This is a genomic window from Pandoraea pneumonica, from assembly GCF_049918595.1.
GTDB classification, from domain to species: Bacteria; Pseudomonadota; Gammaproteobacteria; order Burkholderiales; family Burkholderiaceae; genus Pandoraea; species Pandoraea pneumonica_A.
The window spans coordinates 292822-312712 of the sequence record NZ_JBNCRZ010000002.1; the positions used below are offsets into that span (position 1 = coordinate 292822).

The window sequence follows — 19891 nt, forward strand, 5'->3', positions numbered from 1 at the left end:
CCAGGCAAGCGCGACAAGACACCAAGAACAAACCGAACCCTACGAGATCCCCACAGGAGAAAGTCATGGCTGACAAGCTGATCATTTTCGATACGACCTTGCGCGACGGCGAACAGTCGCCCGGCGCATCGATGACCCGCGACGAGAAGATTCGCATCGCCCGTCAACTGGAGCGTCTGCGCGTGGACGTCATCGAAGCGGGCTTTGCCGCCAGCTCGAACGGCGACTTCGAGTCGATCAAGGCAATCGCCGGTATCGTCAAGGACAGCACGGTGTGCTCGCTGGCGCGCGCCAACGACCGCGATATCGCCCGTGCCGCTGAAGCGCTCAAGGGCGCGAACTCCTCGCGTATCCATACGTTCATCGCCACGTCTCCGCTGCACATGGAGAAGAAGCTGCGCATGACGCCCGATCAGGTGTTCGAGCAAGCGAAACTGGCCGTGCGTTTCGCGCGTCAGTTCACCGACAACATCGAATTCTCGCCGGAAGACGGCAGCCGCTCGGATCTGGATTTCCTGTGCCGCGTGCTCGAAGCCGTGATCGACGAAGGCGCGACGACCATCAACGTGGCCGATACGGTCGGCTACGGCGTGCCGGAACTCTACGGCCAACTGGTGCGTACGCTGCGCGAGCGCGTGCCGAACTCGGACAAGGCAGTCTGGTCGGTGCACTGCCATAACGACTTGGGTATGGCCGTGGCGAACTCGCTGGCGGGCGTGCAGTTGGGCGGCGCACGTCAGATCGAGTGCACGATCAACGGTCTGGGCGAGCGTGCGGGCAATACGTCGCTCGAAGAAGTGGTGATGGCGCTCAAGACGCGCAAAGACTACTTCGGGCTGGAACTGGGCATCGACACGACGCAAATCGTGCCGGCCTCGAAGTTGGTCTCGCAGATTACCGGCTTCAACGTGCAGCCGAACAAGGCGGTGGTCGGTGCGAACGCCTTTGCGCACGCCTCGGGCATTCACCAGGACGGCGTGCTCAAGGCTCGCGATACCTACGAAATCATGCGTGCGGAAGATGTGGGCTGGACCGCGAACAAGATCGTGCTGGGCAAGCTCTCGGGCCGCAACGCATTCAAGCAGCGCCTGCAAGAGCTGGGCATCGAGATGGAGTCGGAGCAAGACGTGAACGCCGCGTTCGCGCGCTTCAAGGAGCTGGCCGATCAGAAGTCGGAAATCTTCGACGAAGACATTCTGGCGATCGTCTCGAACGAAGCGGCGGCCGAAGGCGGCGAGCACTTCTATCTGGTGTCGATGGCACAGCACTCGGAGACGGGTGAGCGCCCGAGCGCACGTGTCGTGTTCACGGCACAGGGTAAGGAGCTGGTCGGCGAAGCCGAAGGTAACGGCCCGGTCGACGCGGTGCTCAATGCCATCGAGTCGCAAGTGCAAAGCGGTGCCGAACAGTTGCTGTACTCGGTCAACGCGATTACGACGGGCACGCAGTCGCAGGGTGAGGTGACCGTGCGTCTGTCGAAGGCTGGCCGTATCGTGAACGGCGTGGGCACCGATCCGGATATCGTGGCCGCGTCTGCCAAGGCGTATCTGTCGGCGCTCAACAAGTTGTATTCGAAGGCCGAGAAGCTCAATCCGCAACTGACGCCGTAATTGGCTCTCGCGCCGATGTGCTGAGCCACAGAAAGGCCGCCGCTTTCGTCTCGAAGGTGGCGGCTTTGTCGTTTCTGGTGATGACGGAAACGCTGCTTGACCCGTCCCTTGGGGTCGGGCTGAACATGATGTCATCCCGCAGATGAAGGAGCGATAAATGGCGTCTTACGATCGAAATCTCACGGCGTCCGAGGCGGCGCAGCAGCTTGGCGTGTCCGGCAAGGCGTTGCGTCTGTACGAGCAACACGGTCTGCTGGCGCCGGGGCGCACCGCTGCCGGTTATCGGCAGTATGGCGAGCAGGACATGGCGCGGGCCGGGGAAGTCGTGGCGTTGCGCAAGTTGGGCTTGAGCCTTGCGCAGGTGAAATCGGTGCTGGGTGGGGATGGCGAAGCACTCGCGCAGGCGCTTGAGGCGCACGAGGTGGCGTTGTTGCGTGACACGGCGGTCCGAATGCAACAGATTGCTCACGTGCGTGCCCTTCGCGCAGAACTTCGTGACGGGCGAATGCCTGCGATTGGGGTGTTGACGCAGTTGCTGCGTAATGAACCTCGTCATGACGCCCGCGCAGCGCCGTTGAATGTCGGCTTCACGCTGCCGTGGCCGTGGGGCGGCGAGTGGTTTGAATTGAAGGACGTGGGAGCGCTTACGTTTCTGACTGGCCCGCTCGGCAGCGGCAAGACGCGTTTGGCGATGCAATTGGCCGAGTCGATACCCGGGGCGATTTTCCTTGGCCTCGACCGGTCGGCTGGTGCAGCCGCCTCGCCTTCGCCCGATGCGGCTCAGCGTGCTCGCATCGAGCGAGCGACGGCGTGGATTGTAGATGAGGGCGGCCAATTGAGTCCGGATCTGTATTCGCTCTTACGCTCGCTCGACACAGACGACACAGACGAAGTGACTGAGGGGGCTGCGCTCGCGCGGACACGCCCGGCACCTGTTGTCGTTGTCGATATGGTGGAGCAGGGGCTGAATCAAGCGACGCAAGAAGCACTGATTCGCTTCTTGCGCCATCGCGCGACGCGCTCGTCGCAGCGGCTAATTCTCATGACGCGCTCGGTGCACATCCTCGATCTGTCTGCTGTTGTGCCCGGCGAGACGTTGATCTTGTGTCCGGCGAATCACGAACCGCCATTCTGTGTCGCGCCGTATCCCGGCGCGCGCGGGTACGAGGCGCTTGCGTCGTGCCTCGCACCGAGCGACGTACGGGCGCGCACGCAGGGCATGATCGCGTGGCGGGCACCCGCCGCATAGGTGGGCGTCTGTGCCGCGACTAAAAACGCTTGCGCCCAGCGCTCCAGGCTCTCGCTAGCGCGAGGAGCGCGACGCCACAATGCGTTGCTTAGCTGCCTCGATACACGCGGTTCAGAAAGCCTGTGTCCCCGTCGCGGAACGCCGGTCGATCCATGTCCATGGCGGCCATTTTCTGCTTTGCGGGCGTGCCATTCGCGTCAGTGCTCGCAGCATTGTTGCGAGCCACGTCGTCCAGCGCTTCCATCAGGCTCGCGGGGTAGCGAGTGTGGTCGTATCCGGCCGAATAGCCAGCTTCATGGAGTTGCTTGAGTTCGGCTTTGACGTCGGCGCGCGTGAGCCCCGAGTGGTTCGATGCGGTTGCCGAATTGGCGGCAATCGCGCCGAATGCAGCGAGGGTGGTGGCGATGGCAAGTCTGCGAATTTTCATGGTGTCTCTCCGGTCGATGAAAGGGAGCACCGCGCAGCACATTGGCTGGCGATGACACCGTTTAGTCGGACCGGCGAGCCGGATATGACAGATTTCGCAGAAAAATTTCAAAGATCGCCGTTCCCATCCGCGTCCCGGCCACTGGCGATGCGCGCGATCGCGCGCAGCGCCTGAACCTGCTGACGGTAATGGCGGCAGCCGTCGCAGGCACTCAGGTGTAAGCGAAGGCGAATCGCTTCGACAACGGTTAAGCGGCGATCGAGGCCATCGGAGATCGTGCGTGTCATGGCGCGGCATTTACCCAGTGGCATCGGCGCTCTCCAGTCCCTTGGCCGACAGGCACGTACGCAAGCGCAGACGCGCGCGGTACAGCAGCACGCTGCAATGATTCGCGTTGAATTCGAGTTCGTCGCAGATTTCTGCCATTTCCATGTCGAGCAATTCGCGCATCGCGAACACGCGTCCGGTGGCTTCGGGAAGGTCGTTCAGACACCAATGGAACATCGTCCAGAATTGCTGCCGGGCAACGATGGCCTCGGGCCGGGGCCATGGACGCGGGCGCGCGTGTTCGGCCCAATGGCCGTTGTCTTCGAAGAGTTCGCGATCGAACACGGAGTCGCCGTGGGCGTCGGCGTCCCCCGAGGTTTCTAGCGCCGACGCGTTGATCGTGCGCCGCCGTGCGCGCATGGTATCGATCAACTTGTTGCGCAGGATGGCGAAGACCCAAGTCTTGTGCTGGGCGCGGCCTGCGAAGTCGTGCGATTGGGCGCAGGCCGCCAGGAGCGACTCCTGCACGGCGTCTTCAGCGAGATGGTCGTCGCGCAATTGCAGCCGGGCAAAACGCAACAGGTCGTGCCGGAGTTCAGTGAGGTATGCAGTATCGAGATCGGGGGAAAGGGGAATAACGCGTCTCCTGCGGCTAGAACAGGTTGTTGTCGCGCTTCTCGTGAAGCGGGTCGGGGCTGATTTGCGTGGTTTTCACGACGCCATCGAGGTCGAAGTAGAAGTTCATCATCGAGAACCACACGTCGTCTTGCTTGAACCGGTACGTCCAGACTTCACGCTTCATGAGCGGAAAAGCCGACGTTTCGACCGGTTCGCCAAAGTGATGCAGCACGTCAGTCTTGGTCCACTTGTCGACCTCGACCTTGTTGAACTCTTGCGTGGACAGCACCTGCGTCGTTTTCAGCAAGCGGCCCTGCGCGTCGAAGTCGGCGGCGATGGTCTCTTCGCCAAACGGCTTGGTCGGGTAAAGCCAGCGAGTGACGCCCGGCGCCAACGGATAGACCTCCTTCGGCTTGCCGAGTTGGGCCTGAACGTCAGCCTGCGACGCGTTGGGCGACAACGTCTGCCATGGCGCGGTGTAGCAGGCGGTGAGCGACAGGGTCAGCACGCCAACTGCGAGCACTCTGGAAATCGGGATCATGGATAGCCTCATATCGACGCGGAAATGACGCGGAAATACCGCACAGCGGCACGCCGTAAGCATACCGCCGTGTGACGCATCGTGGGGTGCCTCGGCTTGCCGGGGCCGGACCGGGCAGTTATGATTCGCGCCGAGAGAGTTACTGGGGCCTCGATGAAATTTCACGTCTTGTTGGCGCGCGTATTGCCGCGTTCACTGCCGCGCTTAGTCGCGGTTGGCCTCTTGGCCGCCACCGGTCTTGCGCATGCCGCACCGCCGATTCGCCTGGCGCTCATCGAAGGCATGAGCGGGCCGTTCGGCAATGCGGGCGCGATGGTCGAGCGCAATTTGCGCTTTGCGATCGACCGTGTGAATGCCCGTGGCGGTGTGAAATTGCGTGATGGCGCCCATCCTCTGGAACTCACGGTTTTTGATAGCAAAGGGGCGGTCGAAGACAGTCTGGTGCAGCTCAAAGCGGCCGGCGATTTGGGAATTCCCTTTGTCTTGCAGGGCAATAGCTCGGCCGTGGCGTCGGCGTTGATCGACGCGATCAACAAGCGAAACGCCCGTGAGCCGGGACAGCGCATGCTGTTCTTCAACTACTCGGCTGTGGATACGGCGCTCACCAACGAGCAGTGCAGCTTCTGGCATTTCGCCTTCGACGCGAACGCCGCGATGCGTATGCAGGCGCTGACCGAAGCGATCAAGGAAGATCCGAGCATTCAGAAGGTCTATCTGCTCAATCAGGACTACAGCTTTGGGCGGCAAGTGGCGGGGCTGGCGCGTCAGATGATTGGGGTGAAGCGTCCCGATGTGCAGATCGTCGGCGAACAGTTCAGCCCGGTGGGCCGCGTGAAGGATTTCACGCCGTACCTCGCACGTATTCGCGCCGCCGGTGCCGATACGGTGGTGACCGGCAGTTGGGGCAACGACCTCACGCTATTGGTGAAAGCCGCCCGCGAGCAGGGCATGGAGCTCAAGTTCTACACGTTCTACGGCAATGCATTGGGCGCGCCTGCCGCGCTTGGCGACGCCGGGGTCGGGCGCGTCTATGCGGTGGCCGAGTGGCACCCGAATGTGGGCGGTGAGGCGTCGGATGCGTTCTATAAGGCGTTTCGTGCACGTTACCCGGAAGCGCGCGACGACTATCCGCTGCTGCGTATGAGCGTGATGATCGACATGATTACGTCGGCGCTCGAGCAGGCCGGTACGACCGACGTGACGACGGTAGGCAGGGCGCTGGAGAATCGCCGCATCCGTGAGGCGCCGGCCGATGCGTGGATGCGCCCGAACGACCACCAGATGATCGAGCCGCTGTATGTGTCCGTGATGCGTCGTGCTGGCGAGCCGGGCGTGAAGTTCGATAACGAAGGCTCGGGGTATGGCTTCAAGACGGTGATGGAGCTGCCGGCGAACAAGGTGGCGCTGCCGAGTACCTGCCGGATGGCGCGCCAGCGTTGATTGGCGGTGTGCCGCCGGGGTTCGATTGGTGCGAATTTCGTGACAATCCGGCGATTTGGGGCGGATTGTACGGGGTGTTTGGCGGCGTTTAGCCCTTGAGTTGAGGGCCTCAGGCCCGCCCGCTGGGGCGCTGCATGGAAAATTGTGGCGGCCTGATGGCAATTCCCGTATAATCGCGCACTTGCAGTTTTTGTTTGTGCGCGGCGGTTGTCGCGCATGTTTTTGTAAGTTCACGGCACGGCCATTCTTCCGTGACCGCGTGTATCCAAGGAAAGCAAATGTCGAACGCAGATATCAAGAAGTCGGACGTTGTGGCGCAATTCGCCCGCACGGCCAATGACACCGGTTCCCCCGAAGTGCAAGTTGCGCTGCTCACCACGCGCATCAACGAACTGACCCCGCACTTCAAGGCCCACATGAAGGATCACCACAGCCGCCGCGGTCTGCTGCGCATGGTGAGCCGTCGCCGCAAGCTGCTCGATTACCTCAAGGGCAAGGATGCGGACCGCTACCGCGCCCTGATCGAGAAGCTGGGCCTGCGTAAGTAAGCGATTACGATTACGACGAGATGCCTGTATCAGCGTGCTGATGCAGGCATTTTGTTTTTGGGCGACGCCTGAATAGCTTCATTTCGAAGCGTTTAGGGTCGCCAAGCCCGGTCCTCGCACCGGGTTCCCGAGTTACGGGGCCTCGTCGGCAAGCAGGGCTTGTGTCATTCCAGGGTCGCATCAGAGAGCTGCACGGCAACGCGCCGAGCAACGCTGGAATGGCATAACACTCCCCCCTGTGCGGCGTCGGGACCACCCCGGCAGCGATATCGCGCCGCTGCTGCATTCGCGCGATTCGATAAAGGAGTGCAAATGTTCAATAAAGTGTCCAAGGAATTCCAGTGGGGCCAAAATAAGGTTCGCATGGAGACGGGTGAGATCGCCCGTCAAGCGTCGGGCGCTGTGCTCGTCGACATGGACGACACCGTTGTGCTGGCTACGGTTGTGGGCGCAAAGAACGCCAAGCCGGGCCAAGACTTCTTCCCGCTGACCGTCGATTACCTCGAAAAGACCTACGCCGCCGGCAAGATCCCGGGTGGCTTCTTCAAGCGCGAAGGCCGTCCGTCGGAAAACGAAACGCTGACCTCGCGTCTGATCGATCGTCCGATCCGCCCGCTGTTCCCGGAAGGCTTCTACAACGAAGTGCAAGTGGTCGTGCAAGTCGTTTCGCTGAACCCGGAAGTGCCGGCCGATATCCCGGCCCTGATCGGTGCTTCGGCCGCGCTGGCCATCTCGGGTCTGCCGTTCAACGGCCCGGTCGGTGCCGCTCGCGTTGCCTACGTCGACAGCCAGTACGTGCTGAACCCGTCGCGTGAGCAAATCGCCAAGTCGCAACTGGATCTGGTGGTCGCCGGTACGGAACAAGCCGTGCTGATGGTGGAATCGGAAGCCAAGGAACTGCCGGAAGACGTGATGCTGGGCGCCGTGGTGTTCGGCCACGAGCAACTGCAAACGGCGATCAACGCCATTCACGACCTGGTGCGCGATGGCGGCAAGGCCGAGTGGGATTGGACGCCGGCTGGCAAGAACGAAGCGCTGATCGCACAAGTGACCGAGCTGGCTGACGCCTCGCTGCGCGCCGCTTATCAAACGCGTGAGAAGCAAGCCCGTACGCAACAACTGCGTGCCGTGAGCAGCGACGTGATCGCTAAGCTGGGCGAAGCCGCTGCCGCCAAGGGCGAAGCCGCCCCGGACGCGATCGAAGTCGGCAATATCCTGTTCGATTTGGAAGCCAAGATCGTGCGTAGCCAGATTCTGGCTGGCGAGCCGCGTATCGACGGCCGCGACACGCGCACCGTGCGTCCGATCTCGATTCGTACCGGCGTGCTGCCGCGTGCGCACGGTTCGGCACTGTTCACGCGTGGCGAAACGCAGGCACTCGTGGTGGCCACGCTGGGCACCAAGAGCGACGAGCAGATCATCGACGCGCTGCAAGGCGAGTACCGTGATCGCTTCATGCTGCACTACAACTTCCCGCCGTTCTCGACGGGCGAAACGGGTCGCGTGGGTTCGCCCAAGCGTCGCGAAATCGGTCACGGCCGTCTGGCCAAGCGTGCACTGGTCGCTTGCCTGCCGGGCGCTGACGATTTCGGCTACACCGTGCGTGTGGTGTCGGAAATTACCGAGTCGAACGGTTCGTCGTCGATGGCCTCGGTGTGCGGCGGTAGCCTCGCCATGATGGACGCTGGTGTGCCGCTGACCTCGCCGGTCGCCGGTATCGCCATGGGCCTGATCCTCGAAGGCAACAAGTTTGCCGTGCTGACCGACATTCTCGGCGACGAAGATCACCTGGGCGACATGGACTTCAAGGTGGCAGGTACGTCGAACGGCGTGACCGCACTCCAGATGGACATCAAGATCCAGGGCATCACGAAGGAAATCATGCAAGTGGCACTGGCGCAAGCCAAGGAAGGCCGTCTGCATATTCTGGAAAAGATGACCGAAGCCCAATCGGGCGTGCGTACGGAGCTGTCGGAATTCGCGCCGCGCATGGTCACCATCAAGATCAATCCGGAAAAGATCCGCGACGTGATCGGTAAGGGTGGCTCGGTGATTCGTGCATTGACGGAAGAAACGGGCACGAGCATCGACATCTCGGACGACGGCGTGGTCACCATCGCCAGCCCGAGCGCTGAAGGTATTGCCGAAGCGAAGCGTCGTATCGAGTTGATCACCGTGGAAGTCGAAGTGGGTCAGGTCTACGACGGCACCGTGCTCAAGTTGCTCGAGTTCGGCGCGATCGTCTCGGTGCTGCCGGGCAAGGATGGTTTGCTGCACATCTCGGAAATCCTGAATGAACGCATCAACAACATCAACGACTACCTGAAGGAAGGTCAGTCGGTGCGTGTGAAGGTGATTCAGCAGGACGACAAGGGCCGTCTGCGTCTGTCGCACAAGGCACTGACCGAAGAAGAGCGCGTTGGCGCTGCGGCAGTGACCAAGCACGAGGGCTAAATCAGCGAAGCTTTAGGCCGCGTGCTTGCGCGTGGCTGCGCTGAAAAGGAGAACGGCGACTCGGTTGAGTCGCCGTTTTTCGTTTTTCGCACGGATCGGCGAAATAATGCGGAAAAAATGCGAGAGGGGTATTTACAGGAAATGGGTTTGTCATTAGAATCTCATTTCTCTGTTCGGGGGGTATAGCTCAGCTGGGAGAGCGCTTGCATGGCATGCAAGAGGTCAGCGGTTCGATCCCGCTTACCTCCACCACGGATTCTGAGGTTTGATTTTCGGGTGCGTCGAATGAGCAAGATTCTTGCAAAAACGATGCAAAAAACTTGAAAATAAAGCTTCACAAGCGAAGAAATGTTGTTTAGAATAGCGTTCTTCGCGAAATGCAGTAAAGCGAAACAGACAAAGTTTTGACGATTTTGTCCCCTTCGTCTAGAGGCCTAGGACATCACCCTTTCACGGTGAGTACAGGGGTTCGAATCCCCTAGGGGACGCCAGAATTGGTGCCGGTAGCGAGTCGGTGTCAGTTTGAAAATGCCACGAAGTTGGTGGCAAAAGCCCGCTGAAAGTTTGGCGGGTTTTTTTGTCGGTTTTGGAGCGGTAGTTCAGTTGGTTAGAATACCGGCCTGTCACGCCGGGGGTCGCGGGTTCGAGCCCCGTCCGCTCCGCCAAAACCTACGAAGTTCGGTGATTTGCGCATGAAAATGCTGCAATGCCGAGCAACTAGCAGGAAAGCAAAGTGATCGACGTCACGATGCTGCAGCAAGTTTGGAGCGGTAGTTCAGTTGGTTAGAATACCGGCCTGTCACGCCGGGGGTCGCGGGTTCGAGCCCCGTCCGCTCCGCCAAGTAAGAAAGCCTGTTCAACGAAAGTTGGACAGGCTTTTTTCATTTCTGGATGTTATTTGACGGTGCCGTTAGTGCTTCTCGTGCCCGTTTTTGCCGCGCTAATTCTCTTCGTATCGACTCAAAAATCCCGTTGCGGATGTTTCGCGTGATTTTTCGATATTACGCAATTCGCTCGCATTGCGGCAGTGCCGTGACAGGCACTGCGCAATTTTGCGACGCGCCTCCCGTTTAGCGCACCAGACAAGGCCGCTTCGGGTCGAATATCCAGTCTGGAATCAGATACTGCATCGCCACGCTGTCGTCGCGTGCGCCTAAGCCATGTTCAAGGTATTGCGCGTGGGCGGCTTCCACGGCCTCCATATCGAGCGTGATGCCCAGCCCCGGTGTCGACGGCACTTGCACCTTGCCGTTCACGATTTGCAGCGGGTTTTGCGTCAAGTACTGACCGTCCTGCCAGATCCAGTGCGTATCGATCGCTGTGATATTGCCGGGTGCCGCGGCGGCCACATGCGTGAACATGGCCAACGACACGTCGAAGTGATTGTTCGAGTGCGAGCCCCACGTCAGGCCCCAGTCGTTGCACATCTGCGCCACACGCACCGAACCCTGCATCGTCCAGAAGTGCGGGTCGGCCAGCGGAATGTCCACCGATTGCAACTGAATCGCATGCCCCATCTGGCGCCAGTCCGTGGCGATCATATTGGTGGCCGTCGGCAGGCCCGTCGCGCGCCGGAACTCGGCCATCACCTCGCGGCCCGAGTAGCCGTTTTCTGCGCCGCAGGGATCCTCTGCGTAGGCGAGCACATCGTGTTTATCACTGCACAAGCGGATGGCTTCCGCGAGCGACCATGCACCGTTCGGATCGAGTGTGACGCGGGCTTGCGGGAAACGTTTGGCCAGTGCCGTGACGGCTTCCATTTCCGCGTCGCCCTCGAGTACGCCACCTTTGAGCTTGAAGTCCTGAAAGCCGTAGCGCGCGTGTGCCGCTTCGGCCAGCCGCACAACGGCATCGGGCGTCATGGCGACTTCCGTGCGCACTCGCTCCCAATCATCGCGTGCGTGACGGTTATCGTCGTAGGGCAAGTCCGTCGCGTGACGATCGCCGATGAAGAAGAGATAACCTAGCATCGCCACTTCGCTGCGTTGTTGACCTTCACCCAGCAGCGCAGCGACCGGCACTTCCAGATGCTGGCCCAGCAGGTCGAGCAACGCGGCTTCGAGCGCGGTGACGGCATGAATCGTCGTGCGCAGATCGAAGGTTTGCAGACCACGTCCGCCGGCATCGCGATCGGCAAACGCGCGGCGTGTCTGACCGAGAATCGCTTGCACGTTGGCAACCGATTGGCCGACGACATAGGGGCGTGCGTCTTCGAGCGTCTTGCGAATCGATTCGCCGCCGGGGACTTCACCAACGCCGGTGTGCCCGGCGCTGTCTTGCAAGATCACCAGATTGCGCGTGAAAAAAGGGCCGTGGGCGCCGCTCAGGTTCAGCAACATGCTGTCGCGTCCAGCGACGGGAACGACACGCAACGCGGTAACGATGGGGGTACGGGGCATGGCGAGTGAGACCTTGTCTGACGAAAGAGTGGGTGGGTACATGCAACATTGTTGTATGTCGTCAGACAACATTCTATGGAAAAGTCTTTGGAATGCCTTTCCGGGTATACCCTTTTGTGCGTGACAATCACGGGCTTCCGGCAATACCTCGAATGTCTTGGCTGGTCTAAGTGCTGTGCCGTCCAACCATCACAAGCCACGAGGGCGCAGTGGTTCATCACAAAGGGAACGCGCTCACCCGTCGGCAATGTTGTCGTACAACATCGTGTCGGGCCCGTCCTCATGAGCGCCCATCGGGCGGGACTGACGCAGCCATGCGATCTCGGCATGGCCGGGCAGGCGGCGGTGCGTTATTCGTCGTTTTGAAGAAGATCCGTTGGCCGATGCATCTCGTGTGGCCGGTTCACGAGCCAATCGATGAACGTCCTCAGGCGGCGATCGTCGTCCACCCGATACAGGCAGTGATAGGGCGGACCTTCGAGGCGTACGGTGTCGTCGAAGAGGGCAACCAGCCGCCCACGATCCAAATCGTCCTGAATCACCGCGCGCGGTGCGAGGCAAATGCCGTGACCGCTCGAGGCGGCTCTAAGCACCAGCAGAAACTCATCGAAGATCGGCCCGCGCAACGTTTCGCCCACGCTCACCTGCGCACAGTGGAACCAGTATTGCCAGCCCTGCGGAAGGCCCGCGTAGTGCAGCAATGGCGCACGAAGCATGTCCGCCGGGGTGTGGAGTGCGTCGAGCACCGGGTGGTCCGGTGCGCAAACGGCCACGGCCTCACTGCGCAACCACGGTGTCGAGGTGTAACCCTGCCGACGTAGCTCGGGCGTGTATCGGCGAATCACGACGTCGCTGGTTTCGTCGATGTGCGCCACGTGTTGATCCGGCGTCGCGACAATTTCGACATCGATGTCAGGGTGTTGCGCCCGGAAGTTGGCGAGTTGCGGCAGCAGCCAGGCGTGAGCGAACGACGTCGACGCATTCACGCGAATCGGCAGGTCGGCCGTGCCATCGAGCATCTGCTCAGTCGCTTCGGCAAGCCGGCCGAGGCAGGCGGACACGTCGGTCCAGTAATGACGTCCACGCAATGTGAGCCGCACGGCGCGGCCATCGCGCTCGAACAGTTTTTGACCGAGAAAAGACTCGAGCGCGCGGATCTGTTGGGCGACAGCGCTCTGGGTGACGTTCAGCGCCTCGGCGGCAAGCGTGAGGCTGTTCAACCGGCCAGCGGCTTCGAAACTTCGCAGTGCGTTCAGTGGGGGCAGTCGGCGCATGGCGAAACCTTGTAGAACGGCTAATGCGTTAGCAAGAAAATGTCATTTGTGGCGGGTAATGCGGGTTCCTATTATAGGTGCGCTCTCTCGTTCTCCTAAGCGCATGAACTCGATCAAACTACCGCAAATACACGTCTTTCCCGTGCTGGGCGCAGCACTTCTCATGGGGCTCGCCGCGTGTTCGACACCGCCAGCGAACGAACGCGAAACGGGGAGCGGAGGCGAGTTAGTGCGCTACAGCTCGCGGCAAGTCAGTGTCGACCTGACCGACGAGCAGCGCGAGACGTTGCGGCAATTGCGGGATCGCCGGTATGCCGGGACGCAGCAAGCGCGTGTGCTCGACGCCATCTCCAAAACGCTCACCCAGCAGGGCTACGCTCCGGTCTCGGTCGATGCGGAAACCGGGGTCGTCGAGGCGGAGCGTAACGCGGTGCTGGTGCCCAAGTGGCGGCAAATCGCGCGGGGTATTTTGAAGTCGCGTATCGGCGCCTTACCTGCCAAGCCCGATCACGAGCGGATGGCGGCGATCATTGCCGTGCGCACGGTCGATGGTCGGCCGGATTTGTTGGTGCGTGCGCGATTCGACCGCACGGTGTGGGACAGTAACGGTGATGCGCGCACGGAGACCGTGCTTCAGAAGGATGTCTACGACGGCTTTTTCGGTGCGCTAGACGTGGCCGTGCGCGCCAACTAGTTGGGCAAGGTCTGGGGGCTGTCGCTACCTTTGGCGCGCGCCACCCAGCGCAAATAGCACAGCAGCCCGAATGCCGCGACGGCGAGGCTTGCACTGTTGGCGAACCAGAAACCCTTCGCACCGTGCAGCCATGCCGGCGAGAGCCCCCAGCTGTCGAAGCCCAGCACGTAGCCGCCGCCCAGTCCCACGCCCCACAGCGAAATCGCATAGATGACGGTCGGAATGACGGCCACCTTCCATGCGCGCAACACGAAGACGGCGCTCACTTGCAGAGCATCGAACAGGTGGTAGAACGCGACGAACGCCAGCAGCGGGGTCGCCACGGCCGCCACCAGCGGGTCTCTCGTATAGGCTTCGACGATCAGCGGGCGTGCGAGCCAGACGAGGGTGGCGAGACCTGCACTGAGCATCGCGGCAAACGCGATGCCGTGCCGTCCGACGAGATGGGCGGCCTTGAAGTCGCGGGCACCGATGGCTTGCGCGGTGAGGGTCGCGGTGGCAATGGCGATCGACATCGGCAGCATGTACACCAGTGCCCCGAGGTTGGCCGCGATCTGATGCCCGGCAAGCGTGATATCGCCCATGCGCGTGATGAAGATCGCCATGAACGAGAACGCCGTCACTTCGATCAGATAGCTCAGTCCCATCGGTACGCCGAGTTTGAGCAACGCGCGAATGGCGCTCCATTGCGGCCAGCAGAAGTGCGAGAAGATGCCGAATTCGCGCAGCTTCGCATGGCGCGCCATGAGCGTGAGCCCCAGCAAGCATGAGACCCAGTTGATCGCTGTGGTGGCAATGGCGCAACCGGTGCTGCCCAGCGGCGCAATGCCCAGGCTATCCACGCCGTAGATCAGCGCGAGATTGAGCGGCACCTTCAGCGCAAGCCCGGTGACCTGAATCGCCATCACGATGCGCGGCTGCGCGACCGCCGTCGACAGCGACGAGTACACGCGAAACAGCAATGCGGCAGGTAGACCGAGCGCGAGAATTTGCAGATAGGCACTCGCACGCGCCTCTAGCTCGGGGTTTGCTTCCGACAAACGCAGGATGAACTGCGGATGCGTGAGCAGCAGAAAACCGGGGATCGCGAGAAAGAGGGCGAGCCAGATCGCCTGACGCACTTCTTCGCCAATGGCTAGCCGCTCGCCAGCGCCGAACAGCTGCGCGGTGATCGGTGAGAGCGCGACGAGAATGCCCATCAAGCCGACGTACACCGTGATGTAAATCGAGCCGCCGAGGGCGAGCGAGGCGAGGTCGAACGCTGAGGCGCGCCCAACCATGGCCGTATCCATCACCCCGAAGGCGATGACGGCGAGCTGCCCGATCAGTACCGGCCAGGCGAGGCTGGCGATACGCCTGATGTCATGCCACATGGCAGCGACCGGTCAACGCGGACGCGCCGAGCGGCGCCACGGACGTTCTTGCAGGACGTAGAGGCGGAAGCGCTCGTCGCGGTCGGCGGCGCGCCGGCCTTCCCAGAGCTGACGCCACTCGTACGGCGCGAGCGAAAGCGGCTCGCTGTAGTCTTGCGAATCTTGGCGCAGCAGCACATCGCAGTCGTCGTTCGCCGAGCCGAAGCGCATCTTGCCGAAGTAAGCGAACGAAGCGAGCTGCGCATCGCCCACGCGCGCCGTGCGAATGCAGGTGTAATCGGCGGGCAGGTGCGCGGCAATCTGGGCGGCGACGTCGCGGTACGTCCGGCCGTAGTTCACCACCGGCAGCCAGAGCGTCATCAGCAGCACCCACATCAGCGTTGTGCCACCGGACGAGAGCACCACGCTGCGCCACATCACCTTCGGGCTGCGCGACACGCGCCATGCCACCAGCGCCACCCAAGCGCCCGTGACGGCCAGTGCGCTAATGAGTGTCACCCAGCTGAATTCGGGGTTGAAGCCGGGCACGAGGCGTCGCAGGTTGCGCGCGGTGGATGCCGGGAAGCCGGTGATACCGGCCAGCCACACAATCCACACGAAGCAGGCCAGCACAGTGAACGACAGCACCGCAAACCAATCGATGGCGTTGACGGTGCCGCGCTTGAGTGTCGGCAAACCGAACGCGGCGATGATCGACAGCGCAGGCAGCGCGAGCATAAAGAGCTGGTTGCCCTGATGGGCCTGCAACACGATCAGCACCAAAATCGGTACGGCGAGCGCCAGCGGAATGGCGATATGCGGTGCCCGGCGCATGCCGCGCCACGAATAGAGCGACCACGCTGCCAGCGGCCATGCCGGCCAGGCAAACAGCGCCAGATTCTTGATGATGTAACTCAGGGAGTCGAGCGTCGGGCCGCTGAAAGCATCGATCCCGATGTGGGCCCATTGGCGCAGCCAACGTTGGGCGCCATCGGCGAACTTGAGTGCTGCGAGCGGCCATGCGCAGGCGATGATCACAGCGACGGGGGTCGAGATGATCAGCAACATGCGCAGCGGCACGGCACGGCAGAGCACGCCGACGGCGATGCCGGCGACCCACAGCGCCAGGGTCATGAGCGGCGACGAGGCGAGCGCCATGCCGCCCAGTGCCAGGCCGAACCACACGGCGCCCTGACGCGGCTTGTCGAGGCTGCGCACCAAGCCGTAGATCGCCATGGAGATGAGCGTCAGTTGCCCGACCGTTGCGGTCGTTTCGTGACCGCGCTCGGCCAGGCCAAAGCAGGCCAGCAGAATGAGCAGCGCGCCGTCGGCGAGGGTGCGGCCGTAGTCGCGTGGTTCGGGTTCGCCGCCGAAGGCATATTTGAACGGTTGCACTTCCGGGCGGCGGCCAAGCAGATAGGTGCCATACCAGATGAACGTGCAGGTCGCGTAGAAGCACAGACCGGTGACGATGCGCGCGGCGTCCGGCGCGTCGAGCCACGAGAACGTGCGAATGGCGAGTGCGCCCAGCCAGGACACCAGCGGGCCATTGTCGTAAATGGGTTTGCCGGCGATATTCGGCAGCAGCCAGTCGGCCACTTGGCCGTGCGCCATCGTCCACATGATGCCGAAGCCTGCGGCATCTTCGTTCTTCCACGGATCGCGACCGAACAACCCCGCCAGCACATAGATGACGCAAATGGCAAAAAGCAGCGAGCGAGGAAGCGCGCTGGTAGCGGAGGCGGTGATGCGAACTCGTTTCATAGGCCGGACGACGTTACCGGCAACAAGGCCGGATCGCGGAAAAACAGGGCGTGAGCCGGAGATGGCTCGGGAGAAAATTCAGGGAAAACCAGAAAAGCCGACAGTATGACAGTATCCCGGGGCGCGGCGCAGGGCACACCCAACAAAAAGGGGCAGCCTGAGCTGCCCCTTTCCGATGCTTTCCAACGCTGGGGTTTTGCCCCGAGAATTTCGCCCGCCGGACTTGCCGTGGGCGAGACTTCGCGTTGTGCGGCGCGTCGCCTGAAAAACTTAGGCGACCTTGCCGCCGGCGCGGTTGCCGAACTTCTTCTTGAACTTGTCCACGCGGCCTTCAGCATCCATGATGCGCGTTTCGCCGGTGTAGAAGTTGTGCGATGCCGACGACGTATCCAGCTTCACGAGCGGGTAGGTCGTGCCATCAACGTCGATCGTTTCCTTCGTCTGGATCGTCGAGCGGCTGATGAATTGGAAGTCGATGCCCGGGGTCATGTCCTTGAACACGACTTCGCGGTAATTCGGGTGAATGCCTTCTTTCATGATGTACCTATGGTTAAGTCGGTAGCCAGTCTGCGCGGGGGTCTCCCCGCTAACGCCGTCGCGCGTGTTCGAACCGTATTTGAACGTATCGACGTTGTGCGACTGAAATGGCGTCAACCACTTTCCGGGTGAGGAAAACGCGCATTATGCCACGAGAATCGCGAATTTCGCAACGATTTCATAGGCTTGGGGCCAATGGCGGTGCCAATTCGCTGCCCGGTGCTGGCGTGGCGGCCGGATCTTGCAGAAAGTACCGTGAAAAGAGCGTGTACAGGGCCGGATATTCGTTGCGAAACGCAACCGGTGCGACAAAAAACGCTTCGGCGCAGACCGCAAAGAACTCCGATTCATGCTCCGTGGCGTAAGGGTCGAGCAGCGATGTCGAGGCGAAAGCTTCCCATCGGGTATCGGGCACGTTCGATACGTGATGGCAAAACTCTTCGTACGCCGGGTCGAAGACTTCGCACCAAGCCTGCTCGGTCAGGTCGCCATGCAGACGCCGGATGAGCGGCGGCACGCCGTCGGCTTCCCCGTTCTCCATGTCGATCTTATGGACGAACTCGTGAATCACCACGTTGTAGGCGAGGACGTCGCTCGCTTGCACGTCCTGCCACGAGAGCACCACGGGGCCGCCCTCCCAGGCTTCGCCGCTGGCTTCCTGCGCGACGTCGTGCACGACGCCGTCTTCGTCCTGCACCGTCTTGCGGATCAGAAATTCGCCCGGATAGAGCACGATGCCTGTCCAGCCGCGGTAGAGCGCGGGCGGCAAATTGAGAATGGGCAGACAGGCTTGGGCGGCAACCGAGACCTGCATCGCTTGCGTGAGCGGTAGGTCGTGCGCGGTGGAAAAGTGCTTGCCGCTCAAGAAGTCGGTGGCCAGTGCGCGCAGCTTGTCGAGATCGGCGGCGTGGCGGGTGGCAAGAAACGGCAGGGCGGCGACGACTTCGCGCCACAGATCATCGTCGATGGCGCGGTTTGGCGCGTGCGATGGCATGAAGCGGGAGAGCAGGGCTTTGAGCATGGCGGCCGAGGCAGCGAGAGCAGGAGCGCCGGTGCGCCCCGATGCCGTGGCGCGCCCTCCGGCGGGCACGTCACGATTCTAATTTAGCTGCTTCTGGAACGCTGCAAATATCGCGCCGCACAGCGCCACGATGGCGATGAAATGGAAACCGTCGATAAACGACAGGAAAGCGGCTTGCCGCTCGATCATCTGCGCAATCTGGGCGAGTGCCGCGCCGTGCGCCTGCGACACGGCAACACCCGCGTGCGCGAGGGCATTGGCGAGCGAGTCGAGTGTCTGCGTGAAGACGGGGTTATACGGATTGGCAATTTCCGTGAGGCGCGTGCGATGCAGTGCCTCGCGGTGCTGCTCGAACGCGACGATGGTCGACACCGCAAACGAGCCGGAGAGTTGGCGCAGGATGTTCTTGAGCCGATAGCCATGCACGAAACTTTCGTGATCGAACGTGCGGAACGTGAGATTCGCGACCGGCAGCACCGTGAAGATACCGAACACCGCCTTGAGCGCCAGCACACCATAAAGTTGGCTTTGCCCGGCGTTAGGCGGCATCGCGCCGAGCCAGAGGCTGGTGGCGATCGTCATCACGAAGCCGCTCACGATCAGATACTTCTTGCGGGTGATGAACTTCGCGACCCGGAAATACAGCATGAGCAGGATGACCGTCAGCAGCGCCGAGTAGCCGAGTAGCTGACCGGTTCGCTCGACGGTGAAGCCCAGCCCTTGTTCGAGCAGGCGCGGCATCAGATAGCTCTGCGTGTTCGCCAGATAGTAATAGGCGGCGTACAGCAGCAGGCCGACTTGAAACTCGCGTCGACGCAGCGATTGCAGGCGAATGAATGGCGCCGGGTGTTGCCACTGGTGATAGCCGAACCACACCAGCGCGCCGACGCCCGCGACGGTAAGCAGCGGCAGCCAAGGCGTTTGCAGCCAGAGGGTGTAGCGCATCTCCTGAAGCACAACCTGAAATGCGCCCATCGCTAACGCGAACGCCATGAACGGCGCAAACGGGTAGCTGCCGCCGGTGGCGCGATCGCGCAGGCGTCCGACGTCGGGGATGGCAAACCAGGCGAGGGCGGCGAGCAGCACCGCGGGCGGTGCGGTGCAGAGGAACAGCGTGCGCCACGTGTAGGCCGAGACGAGCATACCGCCGATGAGCGGCGCGGCTGCCGAGCCGGTAAAGAGCAGCAGGGCGAACGTTTGCACCGTCTTGCCACGCCGCTCGGCGGGCACACTCACTTGCGCGAGGATGCGGCACGAGCTCATCCAACTGCCAGCGCAGAAGCCTTGGCAGGCCCGTGCGATGACAAGTTGCGTAACGCTCTCGCTGGTGCCCGCGAGCACTGCGCCGCAGGCGTAGAGCAACAGTGAGGCGGTGAGGTATCGGCGGTAGCCGATGCGCTCGACGAACCACTGTTGTTTGAGGATGGCGAGAACCGAGGCGATGCCGTAGGCGGTCGTCATCCAGACAAATTCTTTGGGGGAGGCGTCGACGCCGCCTGAGACATAGACGGCGAAATAGACCAGTAGCGCGTTTTCGAAGAATTCAAGCCCGGGGATCAGGCCGAGCGCGTAGCGATAGGCTTCAGCGCGCATTGGCCGCAACGAATCACCACCTGCGCCGCCCTGCGCAGGTGCGCTCGGACGCGGTGTGGGCGTGGGGCCGGTGGGCGGGGCGGCAGAGGTCATGACGGGGGAT

At 61.9% G+C, this 19891-nt stretch carries 17 protein-coding genes and 4 tRNA genes; 10 read left to right on the forward strand and 11 right to left on the reverse strand.

All coding sequences use genetic code 11. The features are described 5' to 3' along the window. Positions 1 to 65 precede the first annotated feature (65 nt). The gene (locus tag ACPWR9_RS07870) at positions 66 to 1610 is read left to right on the forward strand and encodes a 2-isopropylmalate synthase (protein ID WP_426297508.1); all 1545 of its coding nucleotides are present in this window, start codon (positions 66 to 68) and stop codon (positions 1608 to 1610) included. 157 nt (positions 1611 to 1767) lie between these two features. After that, positions 1768 to 2859 carry a MerR family transcriptional regulator gene (locus ACPWR9_RS07875; protein WP_426297506.1) on the forward strand — a complete coding sequence of 364 codons (1092 nt, stop codon included), beginning with the start codon at positions 1768 to 1770 and terminating at the stop codon, positions 2857 to 2859. 88 nt (positions 2860 to 2947) lie between these two features. Here the strand turns inward: ACPWR9_RS07875 and ACPWR9_RS07880 are convergent, their stop codons facing one another. From ACPWR9_RS07880 to ACPWR9_RS07895, 4 genes are all read right to left on the reverse strand, one after another. Continuing rightward, positions 2948 to 3286, reverse strand: coding sequence for a DUF4148 domain-containing protein (locus tag ACPWR9_RS07880; protein ID WP_426297504.1), 339 nt, complete (start codon positions 3284 to 3286; stop codon positions 2948 to 2950). Positions 3287 to 3393: 107 nt separating this feature from the next. Then, positions 3394 to 3597, reverse strand: a complete 204-nt coding sequence (locus ACPWR9_RS07885; protein WP_426297502.1) for a zf-HC2 domain-containing protein — start codon at positions 3595 to 3597, stop codon at positions 3394 to 3396. Continuing rightward, positions 3584 to 4189, reverse strand: coding sequence for a sigma-70 family RNA polymerase sigma factor (locus tag ACPWR9_RS07890; RefSeq protein ID WP_426298005.1), 606 nt, complete (start codon positions 4187 to 4189; stop codon positions 3584 to 3586). The genes ACPWR9_RS07885 and ACPWR9_RS07890 overlap by 14 nt, the downstream gene beginning before the upstream one ends. 16 nt (positions 4190 to 4205) lie before the next feature. Then, positions 4206 to 4712, reverse strand: coding sequence for a hypothetical protein (locus tag ACPWR9_RS07895; RefSeq protein WP_426297500.1), 507 nt, complete (start codon positions 4710 to 4712; stop codon positions 4206 to 4208). Positions 4713 to 4865: 153 nt separating this feature from the next. Here ACPWR9_RS07895 and ACPWR9_RS07900 point away from each other — a divergent pair, with 153 nt between their 5' ends. The 7 genes from ACPWR9_RS07900 to ACPWR9_RS07930 all read left to right on the forward strand — a co-directional run bounded on the left by ACPWR9_RS07900 (position 4866) and on the right by ACPWR9_RS07930 (position 9995). Next, positions 4866 to 6152 carry a branched-chain amino acid ABC transporter substrate-binding protein gene (locus tag ACPWR9_RS07900; RefSeq protein WP_426297498.1) on the forward strand — a complete coding sequence of 429 codons (1287 nt, stop codon included), beginning with the start codon at positions 4866 to 4868 and terminating at the stop codon, positions 6150 to 6152. A 278-nt stretch (positions 6153 to 6430) separates the two neighbouring features. After that, positions 6431 to 6700: a 30S ribosomal protein S15 gene (rpsO, locus tag ACPWR9_RS07905; protein ID WP_023595479.1), complete on the forward strand. Its 270-nt coding sequence runs from the start codon at positions 6431 to 6433 to the stop codon at positions 6698 to 6700. Positions 6701 to 7006: 306 nt separating this feature from the next. Continuing rightward, a complete protein-coding gene (pnp, locus tag ACPWR9_RS07910; protein ID WP_150681162.1) occupies positions 7007 to 9154 on the forward strand; it encodes a polyribonucleotide nucleotidyltransferase in 2148 nt (715 codons plus the stop codon). A 176-nt stretch (positions 9155 to 9330) separates the two neighbouring features. Continuing rightward, positions 9331 to 9406: transfer RNA gene (locus tag ACPWR9_RS07915), tRNA-Ala, on the forward strand. A 163-nt stretch (positions 9407 to 9569) separates the two neighbouring features. Beyond that, positions 9570 to 9645 (forward strand) — tRNA-Glu (locus tag ACPWR9_RS07920). A 97-nt stretch (positions 9646 to 9742) separates the two neighbouring features. Further along, a tRNA-Asp gene (locus tag ACPWR9_RS07925) sits at positions 9743 to 9819 on the forward strand. Between the two features lie 99 nt (positions 9820 to 9918). Next, positions 9919 to 9995 (forward strand) — tRNA-Asp (locus ACPWR9_RS07930). Between the two features lie 229 nt (positions 9996 to 10224). Here ACPWR9_RS07930 and gudD read toward each other — a convergent pair. Continuing rightward, positions 10225 to 11553 carry a glucarate dehydratase gene (gene gudD, locus ACPWR9_RS07935; protein ID WP_426297496.1) on the reverse strand — a complete coding sequence of 443 codons (1329 nt, stop codon included), beginning with the start codon at positions 11551 to 11553 and terminating at the stop codon, positions 10225 to 10227. Between the two features lie 350 nt (positions 11554 to 11903). Then, positions 11904 to 12827 carry a LysR substrate-binding domain-containing protein gene (locus tag ACPWR9_RS07940; protein WP_426297494.1) on the reverse strand — a complete coding sequence of 308 codons (924 nt, stop codon included), beginning with the start codon at positions 12825 to 12827 and terminating at the stop codon, positions 11904 to 11906. Between the two features lie 103 nt (positions 12828 to 12930). Between ACPWR9_RS07940 and ACPWR9_RS07945 the strand changes: the two genes are divergently transcribed. After that, complete coding sequence (locus ACPWR9_RS07945) at positions 12931 to 13521, forward strand: hypothetical protein (RefSeq protein ID WP_426297492.1); 591 nt, start codon at positions 12931 to 12933, stop codon at positions 13519 to 13521. Here the strand turns inward: ACPWR9_RS07945 and ACPWR9_RS07950 are convergent. The 5 genes from ACPWR9_RS07950 to ACPWR9_RS07970 form a co-directional block, all read right to left on the reverse strand. Further along, entirely contained in the window at positions 13518 to 14894 is a 1377-nt protein-coding gene (locus tag ACPWR9_RS07950; RefSeq protein ID WP_426297490.1) for an MATE family efflux transporter, read from the reverse strand. The genes ACPWR9_RS07945 and ACPWR9_RS07950 overlap by 4 nt on opposite strands. A 12-nt stretch (positions 14895 to 14906) precedes the next feature. Continuing rightward, entirely contained in the window at positions 14907 to 16637 is a 1731-nt protein-coding gene (locus tag ACPWR9_RS07955; protein ID WP_426297488.1) for an ArnT family glycosyltransferase, read from the reverse strand. Between the two features lie 270 nt (positions 16638 to 16907). Then, positions 16908 to 17174: a type B 50S ribosomal protein L31 gene (locus ACPWR9_RS07960; RefSeq protein ID WP_150677499.1), complete on the reverse strand. Its 267-nt coding sequence runs from the start codon at positions 17172 to 17174 to the stop codon at positions 16908 to 16910. 178 nt (positions 17175 to 17352) lie between these two features. Then, positions 17353 to 18195, reverse strand: a complete 843-nt coding sequence (locus ACPWR9_RS07965; protein ID WP_426297486.1) for a zinc-dependent peptidase — start codon at positions 18193 to 18195, stop codon at positions 17353 to 17355. A 78-nt stretch (positions 18196 to 18273) separates the two neighbouring features. After that, complete coding sequence (locus ACPWR9_RS07970; protein WP_426297484.1) at positions 18274 to 19881, reverse strand: MFS transporter; 1608 nt, start codon at positions 19879 to 19881, stop codon at positions 18274 to 18276. Between the last annotated feature and the right edge of the window lie 10 nt (positions 19882 to 19891).